We start from the raw sequence: 12,388 nt of genomic DNA on the forward strand, positions 1-12,388 counted from the left end.
CTCCACGCTGCGGCTTCAGCCGGGCGAGCGAGAGTCATATCCGAACGGGTGTACGACGGTCGCGTCCGGCGCTTGACCCTCCGCCGCTGCGGTATCCCTGGACTCTCCGCACCGCGGCGCTCGCTGGATCCACGCACTGCTATCACGATGGTCGATGGATGTCCGAACGGAGAGGAGCGGCACAGTTGACTGCCACCACCGGTCAGGCCCACACCACTGAGGTTCCCCGCCAGGCTGATCCGGCCGACCCGTTGGTCCTGCCGGAGCTGCGCAGCGCCTGGTGGGAACACGGGGTACGGCGGCGCGCCGAAACCGGCGTGCTCGGCGTGTTCGCGGAGCTGCCGTTCCTGATCCGGCACGCCGTCGCGATCGGCTGGCGCGCGGACCGCGCCCGCACGATGGTCGTGATCGCGGCGACCCTCTGCGCCGGGGCGATGTCGACGTTCGGGCTGCTGTCCACGCAGCGACTGCTGGTGGAGTTGTTCAGCGCCGGCCCGACCCCCGAGCGGGTGAAGGCGGCACTACCCGCGCTGGCGGTGCTGGCCGTGGTGACCGCGGTGCGCGGCGGGTTGGGGATCGCGGTCGGGTACGCGCAGAACGGCCTGACCCCGCGGGTGAACCAGGCCGCGGAGCGGCGCCTGTTCGAGGTGACCACGGCGGTGCGGCTGGAGGCCTTCGACGCGGACGCGTTCGCCGACGACATGGAACGCGCCACCCGCGGCTCCGACGCCGCGATCTCACTGGTGCAGGACACCGCCAACGCGTTCGCCGGCGTGGTGAACCTGCTCGCCGTGGCCGTGGCCGTCATCGTGATCAACCCGCTGCTGCTGGTCGCGCTGGTCGTGGCGACCCTGCCCAACGGGTACGCGGCGCTGCGTGCGGGGCATCTGCGTTTCGCCACGTACCTGGCCGGGTCGGTGCGCCGGCGCAGGTTGTGGGTGCTGCAGCGGCAGATGGCCGAACGCGACTCAGCGCCGGAGCTGCGCTCGTACGGGCTGCGGGGGTTCCTGCTGCGCCAGTACGACATGGTCATGCACGCCCAGACCGCCGAGGACCTCGCGCTGGCCCGGCGGGTCACCACGACCACCAGCATCGGCGCGATGGTCACCGGGCTGGGACTGGGCGGGGTGTGGGTGCTGCTCGGTGTGCTGCTGGCCGGCGGCCGGATCCCGCTGTCCGCGGCGGTGACCTGCGTCGTCGCCGTCCAGGCAGGGCAACGGGCCTTGGCGGTGGTGACGTTCCAGCTGGATCACCTGTACAGCGACGGCCAGTTCTTCAAGGAGTACCTGGGGTTCCTCGACCGCGCCCAGCAGTACCTGCCCGCCGGCGACACCAAGACGGACGACGTTCGGGTCCCGGCGCTGCAGCGGCTGAGCGTGCGCGGGGTCAGCCTGCACTACGCGGACCGCGACACCCCTGCCGTCGACGGGGTGACGTTGACGATCGAGGCGGGGCAGACCATTGCCCTGGTCGGGGAGAACGGCTCCGGCAAGTCCACCCTCGCCGCGATGATCTCGTCCTTGCGCGCGCCGACCGATGGGGTGATCGAGTGGAACGGGCGCGCGCTCGAGGACTGGGACCGGGCGGGGCTGCGTGCCCGCATCGGGGTGGTCCTGCAGGAACATCACCATTGGCCGTACACCGCGGCGACGAACATTGCGATGGGTGACCTCACGGGCGCGCCGAAGCAGGATCTGATCGAGGCGGCCGCGGTCCGGGCCGCCGCGCACGACACGATCCTCGAGCTGCCGCACGGGTACCAGACGCTGCTCGACCGCACGTTCAAGGACGGCCAGGACCTCTCCGGCGGACAGTGGCAGCGGATCACCGCCGCCCGTGGCTTCTTCCGCGACGCCGACCTGCTCATCATGGACGAACCGTCCTCCGCGCTCGACCCGCGCGCGGAGGACACCCTGTTCCAGGCCATCCGGGACCGGCAAGGCAAGCGGACCACCATCCTGATCACCCACCGGCTCGCGAACGTTATTCACGCCGACCGCATCTACGTGATGCACGACGGCGCCGTCGTCGAGACCGGCACCCACGCCGAACTGATCGCCGCCGCGGGCCGGTACGCCAGCCTGTTCACCCTGCAGGCCGCCGGCTATCAGGCACGGCCGGCTACACCCACGGCCGGTATGGGGGAACGCGAGTGACCGCATCGCACCCGGCAGCCCCGATTCTCGTGATCATCCGGGGCAACTCCGGCACCGGGAAGACCACCGTGGCGCGCGAGGTCCAGCGCCGCTACGGGCGCGGCTGCGCGCTGCTGGAACAGGACCACCTACGCAGGATCGTGCTCCGCGAGCACGACAGCAGCAAGATCAGCCCTGTCGCGCCGGCGTTCATCACCGCGACCGCCGCCAACCTGCTCCAGCTCGGCTACCACGTCGTCCTCGAAGGGATCATGTACCGAGACCGGTACGGCGACGCCCTGACCCAGCTCATCGAAGACCATGCGGGCGCCAGCTCGGTGTTCTACCTGCACGCGCCGTTCGACGAGACGGCGCGCCGGCACCAGAACCGTGCGGACACCGTCACCTTCACCGCCCAGCACATGAGGGAGTGGTACGTGCACCGCGACGTCCTGGGCGTCGCCGGGGAACAGATCATCGACGAGACGTCGCCCATGGAGCAGACGGTCAACACGATCCTGCACACCAGCGGCCTCGCCGCCGCACCACCGGCTACTCCCTGCCCGACGTACTGCCCCCGTTGCGCCGCCCCGACCGACGGCACCAGCTGACGCCGCGACGCCGGCAGGGAAATGCCAGGGCCCTCCCCGCACCGCGTTCCGGTGCGTACTCGCAGCTGGGTGCCCTCCGTTTGTGCGGGCCCGGGCCGTTCGTCAAGATACTGCGGTGACCGTGATCCCGTTTTCGTCCGGCCTGCACCGACTTGGCCGTGACACCTACGCCTATCTGCAGCCGCCGGGCACGTGGGGGTTCAGCAACTGCGGTGTGATCGTGGACGGCGACCAGGCGCTGCTGGTCGACACCCAGTTCGACCTGCCCCGCACCCAGGCGCTGATCGACACCCTCACGACCCAGCTGCCAGGGACCCGGGTCGCCACGGTGGTGACCACCCACGCCAACGGCGACCACTGCTGGGGCAACCAGCTGTTCGCCGACGCCGAGATCATCGGGTCAGCGGCCACCGCGCACGAGATGGCGCACGAGGTGTCACCCGAGGCCCTGCGCCAGCTCAGCGGCCCGGACGCCCCGGACGGAACGCTGGGCGACTACATGCGCCGGCACTTCGGCTGCTTCGACTTCTCCGGCATCGCGCTGACCCCGCCCACCCGGACGTTCACCGGCCAGCTCGACGTACGCGTCGGCGGCCGCATTGTCGAGCTGGCCGAGGTCGGGCCCGCGCACACCGACGGCGACGTCATCGTCCACGCGCCCGACGCCGGGGTGGTGTTCACCGGCGACATCCTGTTCATCGGCGATCACCCGATCATGTGGACCGGGCCGGTGGAGAACTGGCTGGCCGCCTGCGACCGGATCGAGAAGACCGGGGCCCGGTACGTGGTGCCCGGCCACGGCCCGGTCACCGACCTGGCCGGGGTGCGCCAGTTCCGCCGCTACCTGGAGTACGTCGCCGACCAGGCCCACCGCCGCTACGAGGCCGGGACACCGTACTGGCAGGCCGCCGCGGACATGCCGCTACCGGAGCGGTACCGCGGCTGGGGTCACCGGGAACGCCTCGTGATCACGGTGGCGGCGCTGTACCGGCAGCTCGGCGCACCACCCGCGCCGCTGATGGAGGTACTAGCCCACACGGCGGCCGCGGAGCAGCGGGCACCGGCCGGCTGATCAGCGGCCGCCGTCGAGCGGCGGCAGCATCATCAGCCGCACGTTCGCCGCGCGCAGCGGCGCCAGCGCGACGATCTCGATGTCCTTCACCTGGTGGTGGTAGGGCAGGTGCAGCCTGCGGTGATCCCCGTCGGGGTGCACATACACGGTGGTCTCGTGTTCCCACAGCCGCCGCGCGTCGGGGTTCACCCGGCAGATTTCGCGGATCAGGTTGGCCAGGCGCATGTTGCTGGGGTTGCGGGCGTTGGCCACCCGCATCTGGGCCAGCATCAGCGGCGCCCAGGCGGTCTCCCAGTCGACCAGCTGCTGGCGGGCCTCGTTGTAGGTGAACACCCAGCGCATGACGTTGGACTCGTAGCCGACCCAGGGGAACCAGTCGGCCATGTGCTGGTTGTAGGCCACCAGGTCCCAGGCCTCGTCGGAGATGTAGGCCGGCCAGGGCTGGGACTCGATGATGCGCTGCAGGACGTCGGTGAGCTCCACGGTGGTCGAGCGGCGCCGGGCTGCCGGCTCCCGGCCGACCGCGTACAGGTAGAGCATCATCCGTTCCGGCTCGCTAAGCCGCAGCGCGTACGCCGTCCGGTCGAGGAAGTCGTCGCTGTAGTTGACCCGTTCGCCGCGCTCGAGGTTGCCGTACCAGACGGCGCTGACGCCGATCAGCCGGGCGATCTCCTCCTGGCTGACCGTCTTGCGGCGGCGGGTGGCGGTGACCAGACCGGGGATGCCGGTGGGATCCAGTCGTTCCCGCCACGAGCGCACGAGGCGGGCCAGCTCAATGCCGGGTTCACCGGCCAGCACGTTCGGGCCGTTCCTGGGCGGGTCCTGCTTCGCGGTCATCGTCCCCCCACCGTGGCTTGATCGCTGACTTTGGGAGGTCCGCGACGGTACCAGGCAGCGGCGACGGCGAAACCCCAGTTTTCACGGCCTGACCATCGGCCGGGCGTTGACGGGCACGCCAGGGCGTCGATGAGCAGCATCAACTGGGACTTTGGAAAGTCGCAGTTTATAGCGAACCGTCGATCACCGGGGCAAGCTAGGACCTCGATCAATACGCAACGTGCCCGCCCGCTGACCGAAACCGCCGCGGGTGGGGCGTCGCCGACAGCCCACGGGAGGGCGCATTGAGTAGGTCTGTTCTGGTCACCGGAGGCAACCGCGGCATCGGCCTGGCGGTGGCGCAGGCGTTCACCGCGGCGGGCGACAAGGTCACCGTCACCTACCGCACCGGCCCGGACCCAGCCGATCTGTTCGGTGTGCGCTGCGACGTCACCTCCAGCGCCGACGTCGATGCCGCCTTCACCGCAGCCGAACAGCAGCACGGTCCCGTCGAGGTCCTCGTCGCCAACGCCGGCATCACCCGCGACGCGCTCGTGATGCGGATGAGCGAGGACGACTTCACCGCCGTGCTCGACACCAACCTGACCGGCGCCTACCGGGTCGCCAAACGTGCCACTCGGGCGATGCTGCGCGCTCGCGCCGGCCGGCTCATCTTCATCTCCTCGGCGGTGGCGCTGCTCGGCGAGACAGGCCAGGCCAACTACGCCGCCTCCAAGGCCGGGCTGGTCGGGCTCGCCCGGTCCCTGGCCCGGGAACTCGGCTCGCGCGGCATCACCGCCAACGTCGTCGCCCCCGGCTACACCGACACCGACATGACCTCGGGCCTGTCCGAGCAGCGCCGGACCGCGATGCTCGAGCGCATTCCACTGGGCCGTGCCGCCACCCCCGACGAGATCGCCGGCGCGGTCCTGTTCCTGGCCGGCGCCCAGGCCGGCTACATCACCGGTGCGGTGCTGCCCGTCGACGGCGGCGCCGGTATGGGGCATTGACCGCTCCCGCGGAGCACGGAATGACACTGAAGGATCTTGAGGACGGCCGGCGATGAGCCAGAACGGCATCGGAGCGCAACTACGGCGGCTACGACACGACCGCGGTTGGTCGCAGCAGCAACTGGTCCAGGCGATGGTGAGCGCGGCCGCCCGGGACGGGCTGGTGCCCGCCTCCCCGGTGAGTCTCAAGGCGATGCTCTCGCGCTGGGAGAACGGTCACCGCGCCCCGGACGACTACAATCGGCGCCTGCTGTGCCTGGCTCTTCAGGTCTCCCCCGACGCCTTGGCCCCGGAGACGGCGGAGCCACCGTCGGCGCTCCGCGCGTAGTCCACTCCCGACGTCCCGTGCCGCTCGGTCCCACCATGCCGCCTCGCACCTATACGGTGATTGAGAGGTTGCATTCAATCGACCACGCGGGGAGGCGCCATGAGGGCATGGACGTCAGGAATGATCGAGCGGCTGGCCCGGTTCACCGTCGGCCGGCGCACGCAAGGGTCGCGCCGGCAGGGGTACCGCAGCTCACTGGAGACCGCAGCGCAGGCGAGACGCACGGAGAAGCACCGGCTGCTCGGGCACGACCGCTCGGTGGCTGGTGTTAAACGATGACAGCCACCCGCGGCAAGTCATCGTTAACACCAGCCACCTAGATCCGTAACGCGTCAACTGAAGCCCGACAACGACCTTGTGGTGACCTGTGTGACCTGTGCGACAGCCACCGACAACGACCGCCAGGTACGCCCTAGACCCCCCGATTGTTCGCCCAGACCGCCAGGTTGCCCGGTGCGTAGACCACCACGTTCCTGTCGTCCTGGACCGTGAGCACACTGTCGGGCCGGTTCGTTCCGGTGGCCCAGACAGCGCGGTGGCCCGCTGCGTAGATGACGAAGTTGCCGTCACGCTGTGCCTCGAACGTGCTGGCGCCTATGCCTGCAGTGTTCGACGCCCACACCGGCGTCCCGCCGTCGTACTCGACCAGATTGCCGTCGCCCTGCATGACGAGTACATACCGACCGTTCGCGCTAATGAGTCGTTCGTTCGGGAACAACGTCTCTCCTGGGTAGAGCTTGCTGCGATTCACCGGTGCGCCGGACGTGAAGAACGAGGTCTGGCCAGTGCGGTCGATGAGGACGTATCCGCCCTGGGCCGGCGCGATCGTCACGATGGGACGGGTCGAGCCGGTCTGTCCGAGCGACCCGACGAATGGCGCCACCCCGAGGGCGAACACGCCGCCATCGCGTCCGGCGAGCCAGTACCCGCGACCGCCAGGCGCGGCGCTGATCCCCACAATCGCCCCATTGAGGGGCTTGCCGGCCATCGAGCCTGCGAACACTGCGTCGCCGTAGGCGAAGACGCCGCCGTCGGCCGCGGCAAGCCAGTAGCCCCGACCGGAGGGGGTGGCGGCGATGCCCACGACCGGCGCGTTGAGCGGCTTGCCGCCCATCGAGCCCGCAAACACGGCGTCGCCGTAGGGAAACACGCCACCATCGGCCGCGACCAGCCAGTAGCCCCGACCGGACGGGGTGCCCGTGATCCCTACAACCGGGCGGTTGAGCGGCTTTCCGGCCATGCTTCCGGCGAACACGGCGTCACCGTAGGCGAACACGCCACCATCTGCCCCGACCAGCCAGTACCCCTGGCCGGATGGGGTCGCGGCGATGCCAACCATGGGCGCGTTCAGCGGCTGTCCGCCCATCGAGCCGAAGAACGGCGCACCGGCGTAGGCGAATACGCCACCGTCGGAGGCGACGATCCACTGCTGCTGGCCGAAGCCGGGCCGGATCGCCCCGCCGGTCACCGGCACCACCGTCATAGTGACCGCGATGCCTGGCCCGGTCATCCAGGTCGTACCTTCAACGACTGGGCGGTACGTTTCCCGGATGGTTCGCGACGCGGAGGAATCTGCGGCTTCTGGCGCGGTGATAGAGAACTGAAAGCTGCCCTGGCCGCCCGGCGCCACAGAGGCTTGCTGCAGGACCGCGGGCCGTGTCGATGAAACCCAGCCTGGTCCCTGCAATGTACCGGGGTGATCGCGTGGCTCGTCGGTGCCCAGCCGAACCGGGTTCGCGCCGCCGGGGGTCCACGTGGTGTTACCGACGTTGTTGACACTCACCCTGACGGTGAAGTTTTGTCCCGGACGCGCGTGGCCCAGGTCCGCGGGCTGCCCCGTACTGTCCACGACCTGTTGGGAGACAACGTTGTACGCCCAGAGCTGGGTCGTGTCGGTTACTGCGTTGCTGGGGCCGGACTCGCCCGAGGCATTGACAGCGCGCACGGTGAAGGTGTGCGTCGAACCACTGACCAGACCCGGTACTGTCACCGCATTGCCCGTCGTGGAGACCTTCTGAGTGGCGCCCTCATAAACGCGGTACGAGGTGGCTCCGGGAACCGCGTTCCACGCCAGTGAGATCGATGAAGTTGTGCTTCCCGTTACCCGAAGCCCAGTCGGTGACGCTGGGACCGGAGGGGGCGGTGGGGTCGACGGCCCGGGCGGATTCGAGGTGCCAGGCGTACTGGTGATCGTTGCAGTGAAGAGGATCGGCCTCGGCACGTGATTGCCATTGCCACTCAGCCTGAACCACATCGAGGTGGGCGCGCTGCCTGCCGGGCGGGCGGGTATCGGCACAGTAATCGTCGCATCGCGTTGGCCCGGTTGGAACGTAACGCTACCTGTGATGGGATGGAGCATATCCGCAGTGCCGCCATTCGCCTCCTGCACAGCGTTAATGACGAAAGGATTCGGGTTGTGGTCTTTAACGATTGGCGGCGCGTCTCCGGAAAGGTGCACTTTGAAACTGAGCGTACCAGTTCCGCCGACCGGAGCGACACCCGTTCCAGCGACCTGTGTCGCGGTAATATCCCGCTGATAGGCGCAAAGATCACTCTTCACAAACACAAACATCTGCGCGGAGGTTTTGTCCTCGAAAGGCACTCCATTCACTTTGAGCCCGAACTTATGCATGGACGGAGATTGAAACAGGTCCGCCCTCGGGAAGCTGAACGTATGTTTCGAGGAATCTGCCGGGCTAGGTCCAAGCACGGTGGTCTGCACTGGACCATTCTCCGGAGAAAAAACCACCGTTTCTGGTAACACGTTCGGGTTCGATACTTCAAGAATCGCCGGGTCGCCAACGAACACTGAGTAGTCCCCCTCGGGAGAACCGGAAATATCATCTCCGGCCAGCCCGGCCATCGCGCAGGCCTGGGTAGGGTCAGTGCTGGCAGCCTGCGCGGCCGCGGATGGAAGCAGGCCGGCCATGCCGACAAGTGCCATCGATAACGTCATTCTCACCGCTCTAACAGCGCGCACTGCCAACCTCATTTATTCGTTTCGAAGACCCGCAGAAAGCCCTGCGAGCGTAGCTGGTTTGACAGTTAGAAGGACTGGCCCGAACTGATAGCAAGATCGTCGAACGGCTGATCCGATCAGCGGCTTCCGGGTAAGAAAGCTGGTCTCATTGACGCGAATTGGTTGATCAACGCAATGCCGGTGTAAGGGTCGAACCGGGCAGAATCGGTCAGTCAGCCGGAAATCGGTTAGGTCGCCGAGCGCCTTACCGCCAACACTGCCCCATCTGGTTCTACGCTGACACGACATAGCGCCGAGGTGGAGAACAGGGCGTTGTCCTCGAGTCCCTTCACTGGACAATCGGCCGTGATCATTTGTGGAGCAGCGTTGCGCTCGACCCGTTGCGAAGCTTCGCGCCGAACCGTTCCCGCGATGCGGAACAGTGAATGGACAGCCGACCGACGCGACAGTCCAGCCTCGGAGGCGATGCGCCCACGGCGCAGCGGAACCGGGCGCGCCCGACGGGCTATCGGGTGGCAGGCTCCGGTGCGCGGTACGCGGCCGGTGCTCCCGGGTGCCCGATCACGTCGATGCAGCGCCGGGGGCTGGCGGCAGGCGGCCATTCACCCGAGACGAGCAGCCCGGACGCGTAGCAGCGCGCCACAATCTCGGCCCGGTTCGCGGCGCACAGCCGGTGCATCGCCCGCACGAGATGCGTCGCCACCGTGTGCCGGCTGATATGCAGACGCCGCGCGATCTGATCGTTCGAGCGGCCTGCGGCCACGTGCGTGATGACCTTCATTTCACTCGACGTCAAATGGTCCTTGTGGCAGCAACATCCCCGCGTGTCCCCCGCAATTTCCACCACGCCATCATATCGTCATTTGTAAATGAAGTGTGTCGGGAACGCGCGGCCCCAACGCCGCGTCCAACCGGGATGGGAGCGAGAATGCGTACCGCGGCCCGACCCTGCTGTGCCCTCGCCGTCATGGCGGTGGCCGCCCTCGCCGCCTGCACGCACCAGGCGCCGCCGGTGGACCGGCCGAGCGCCCCCGTGCCGGTGCTGTCGCCCATGTCCGGACCGGCTCCGGGCCTGGTTTCCCTGCCCTGGCGGCAGAGCAGCATGGACTCCACCGGCAGGCACCTGCTCGTCGAGCTTCCCGGCGGTGCCTGCCGCCGCGCCACCGGCGCGCAGGTGGACACCGGCCCGGCGCAGCTCACCGTCACCATTTGGGGGGTGGCGTCGAGTGACTGCCCCACCACGGGGGTCGGTGTCAGCACGATCGTGGGCGTTGACCTGCCCGAGCCGCTGGGTTCGCGCCGGCTGGTGCACGGCGCCACGTGAAGTGCGGCAGCCCGGGCCGAACCCTGCCCGGGCTGCCGCACTCGGTCGTCAGGGATTGCCGGACGCGACCGTCGCGCCGAACGTGGATGAGAAGTCCTGGATCTGGGTGAAGTTCAGGTGCAGGCCGTTGGAGCTGCCGCCGCTGATGATGCCCAGCCCCACCGCGCGGTTGGGGTCGCCGGGGTGCCGCAGCACCGGGCCTCCGCTGTCGCCGTGCTGCACGATGACGTCCGTGGTGGAGTCCGCGAGTGCCTGGTTGCAGACCCGCACCGTGGTCCCGTTGTCGTTCAGGTTGAGGCACGCGTTGATCGCGCTGATCCGGCCGGCGCAGCTCTCCCGGGTGACCGAGCCGTCGGAGCAGACCGTCGACCCGACGGCCGCCGCCTGCTGTCCGTCCAGGCCCCATGCCGTGGTGTCCAGCTGGCCGCCGTAGACGGCGCCCGGCCAGTACGAGCCGCCGTCGAGGGTTTCGGCGTCCATCCGGTTGTTGCCCCACTGCACGGCCCGGACGGTGCCCATTGGGCCGGTGACGTAGATCGTTTGGGTGCCGGTCTCGAAGTAGCCCTGCTGCCATGCTGTTCCGGCCGGGCCGCAGTGCCCGGCGGTGGACATGAGCCGCGTCGATCCGGACAGCACGGTGAACGACCCCGTGCACCACCAGATTGAGGTGGTGCCGTCGGGGTTGGCCTGGGTGCGGATGATCCGGTCCCCGCCGTAGTACGGCCTCGAGTCGAGCAGCCTGGTGGGGGCGGCCGCGGCGGCGGGTTCTGGGGCGCTGCGTAGCGCGGCAACGGAGTGTGCCCGGAGCCGGCCGGTCCGCACGACCGCCTGGCCGGCCATGCTGTGGTGCTGCTCCATCCGGGTGAGCTCGACCGCGTCACCGAACGTTGCCCGCGCCGCCGCCCGCATGGCGTCGGTGATCTCGCTCAGCCCGACCGTCACCTTGTTGCTGCGCGGATTGACGTACCAGGCGCTGATCCGCCCGCGGGCAGCCGACGCCCACGGCTGCCGCGCGCTGATCTGGCCGAAGACCGTATCCAGCTCGGCCTGGCTGCGTGGCACCGGCACCAGCCGCACCGTCAGCCGCGGCGCGGCCGGAGCCAGCGTCGGCAGCGTGGAGAGGTCGGTCCCGGCGCGCGCCTGCTCACCACTGGGCACGAAGACGTCAACGGTACGGGCCGCCTCGTCGACGGCCACACCGGCGAACCGGTGCGGCGCGCTGGTCACGATCCGGTTGAGCGCGGTGAGATCGTCGGCGGACACGACCGGAAGCTGCCGGACCGGGGCCGCCTGGGCGGCCGCCCCGCAGGTGACGACCGCCAGGCAGAGTGCGGACACGGTGGACAGAATGAATCGTGGTGATCGCATGAGTTCCCTCTCGCGAGCCCGAGGTGGACCTCAGCAGGCTGCCCGCCGGCCTCGGCGGCGCCCATCCCTCAAACTGACCCCACCGTCCGCGTGAACGAGCGTCGCCGGATCGGCCGGGGATGACGGACAATGCGGCGGCTCCGGTGGCCTCGGCCTCCGTACCGGACGCGGGGTCGGCTGGCGCACCTATGCTCGCCGCATGAGCAGAGCCGAGTCGGACGCGTCCGTAGCCGTTGCGCCGGCACTGAGGCAGCTGGTCGGGACGCTAGAGTCTCTCGGAGCGGTACCGCTGCCGTTGGCCCGATACCGCCGCCCGCCCGGTCGGGTTGCGCGCTTTCTGGACCGGGCAATCGGCAAGCCGCCGGCAGGTGACGGCCCGAGCTACCGGGTCACCGGCGACCGGGCCTGGCCGCTGACCGACGGCGGGGACCATCGCCTCGACCTCGCCCTCGCCCTCAGCGGCGAGCTGCTGCTGGCCCCCCTTCGCCGGTCGCGTGGGGTGGGCGAGGGAGGTCCTGGGGACCACCTGCTCGGCCACGAGGCCGGTACGCAGTTCCTGGCCTGTCCCTACTCGGCGATGAGCCGGGCATACTGCAGCGTGCTCCCTGACGGGTCGGCGCGGGTCATCGTGGAGATCGCTTCCTGGGGCGGCCCGGACCGCGGCGAGTATCTCCTCGGCGACCTCATAGCGGCGACGGTGCGCGCGTACACGTCGAATCCCGGGTGGTATCGCGCTGGTTTTGC

Annotated in this window: 11 protein-coding genes; 7 read left to right on the forward strand and 4 right to left on the reverse strand. The window is 69.1% G+C overall.

All coding sequences use genetic code 11. The features are described 5' to 3' along the window. Positions 1-185: 185 nt before the first annotated feature. The 3 genes from ACMCNK_RS00375 to ACMCNK_RS00385 all read left to right on the forward strand — a co-directional run bounded on the left by ACMCNK_RS00375 (position 186) and on the right by ACMCNK_RS00385 (position 3,818). Positions 186-2,156: an ABC transporter ATP-binding protein gene (locus ACMCNK_RS00375; protein ID WP_412734341.1), complete on the forward strand. Its 1,971-nt coding sequence runs from the start codon at positions 186-188 to the stop codon at positions 2,154-2,156. Then, positions 2,153-2,746: an AAA family ATPase gene (locus tag ACMCNK_RS00380; RefSeq protein WP_412734342.1), complete on the forward strand. Its 594-nt coding sequence runs from the start codon at positions 2,153-2,155 to the stop codon at positions 2,744-2,746. Before ACMCNK_RS00375 ends, ACMCNK_RS00380 begins: the two co-directional genes overlap by 4 nt. 115 nt (positions 2,747-2,861) lie before the next feature. Then, positions 2,862-3,818, forward strand: coding sequence for an MBL fold metallo-hydrolase (locus ACMCNK_RS00385; RefSeq protein ID WP_412734343.1), 957 nt, complete (start codon positions 2,862-2,864; stop codon positions 3,816-3,818). On the opposite strand, the gene ACMCNK_RS00390 is transcribed toward ACMCNK_RS00385, so the two are convergent. Beyond that, positions 3,819-4,655, reverse strand: coding sequence for a helix-turn-helix transcriptional regulator (locus tag ACMCNK_RS00390; protein WP_412734344.1), 837 nt, complete (start codon positions 4,653-4,655; stop codon positions 3,819-3,821). It abuts the gene before it with no gap. 284 nt (positions 4,656-4,939) lie between these two features. Between ACMCNK_RS00390 and fabG the strand changes: the two genes are divergently transcribed. Continuing rightward, positions 4,940-5,644 carry a 3-oxoacyl-ACP reductase FabG gene (gene fabG / locus ACMCNK_RS00395; protein WP_412734345.1) on the forward strand — a complete coding sequence of 235 codons (705 nt, stop codon included), beginning with the start codon at positions 4,940-4,942 and terminating at the stop codon, positions 5,642-5,644. 52 nt (positions 5,645-5,696) lie between these two features. Beyond that, positions 5,697-5,972, forward strand: a complete 276-nt coding sequence (locus ACMCNK_RS00400) for a helix-turn-helix domain-containing protein (protein WP_412734346.1) — start codon at positions 5,697-5,699, stop codon at positions 5,970-5,972. Between the two features lie 412 nt (positions 5,973-6,384). Here ACMCNK_RS00400 and ACMCNK_RS00405 read toward each other — a convergent pair whose 3' ends face one another. Together ACMCNK_RS00405 and ACMCNK_RS00410 are read right to left on the reverse strand one after the other, a co-directional pair. Continuing rightward, entirely contained in the window at positions 6,385-8,916 is a 2,532-nt protein-coding gene (locus tag ACMCNK_RS00405) for a fibronectin type III domain-containing protein (RefSeq protein WP_412734347.1), read from the reverse strand. A 541-nt stretch (positions 8,917-9,457) separates the two neighbouring features. Continuing rightward, a complete protein-coding gene (locus ACMCNK_RS00410) occupies positions 9,458-9,796 on the reverse strand; it encodes a response regulator transcription factor (RefSeq protein ID WP_412734348.1) in 339 nt (112 codons plus the stop codon). Between the two features lie 123 nt (positions 9,797-9,919). Between ACMCNK_RS00410 and ACMCNK_RS00415 the strand changes: the two genes are divergently transcribed. After that, entirely contained in the window at positions 9,920-10,276 is a 357-nt protein-coding gene (locus tag ACMCNK_RS00415; protein ID WP_412734349.1) for a hypothetical protein, read from the forward strand. A gap of 48 nt (positions 10,277-10,324) precedes the next feature. Here the strand turns inward: ACMCNK_RS00415 and ACMCNK_RS00420 are convergent, their stop codons facing one another. Continuing rightward, complete coding sequence (locus ACMCNK_RS00420) at positions 10,325-11,614, reverse strand: S1 family peptidase (RefSeq protein WP_412734350.1); 1,290 nt, start codon at positions 11,612-11,614, stop codon at positions 10,325-10,327. A 229-nt stretch (positions 11,615-11,843) separates the two neighbouring features. Here ACMCNK_RS00420 and ACMCNK_RS00425 point away from each other — a divergent pair. Next, positions 11,844-12,388 (forward strand): hypothetical protein (locus ACMCNK_RS00425; RefSeq protein ID WP_412734351.1); only part of this gene is annotated, 545 nt, incomplete at its 3' end.

The organism is Krasilnikovia sp. MM14-A1259, from assembly GCF_047159535.1.
In the GTDB taxonomy this organism is placed as follows: Bacteria; Actinomycetota; Actinomycetes; order Mycobacteriales; family Micromonosporaceae; genus Actinoplanes.

Bases quoted from the DNA above. Each gene is read 5' to 3' on its own strand.
- ACMCNK_RS00390 (WP_412734344.1), bottom strand. From the start codon at position 4,655: ATGACCGCGAAGCAGGACCCGCCCAGGAACGGCCCGAACGTGCTGGCC.
- ACMCNK_RS00400 (WP_412734346.1), top strand. From the start codon at position 5,697: ATGAGCCAGAACGGCATCGGAGCGCAACTACGGCGGCTACGACACGAC.
- ACMCNK_RS00405 (WP_412734347.1), bottom strand. From the start codon at position 8,916: ATGGCACTTGTCGGCATGGCCGGCCTGCTTCCATCCGCGGCCGCGCAG.
- ACMCNK_RS00415 (WP_412734349.1), top strand. From the start codon at position 9,920: ATGGCGGTGGCCGCCCTCGCCGCCTGCACGCACCAGGCGCCGCCGGTG.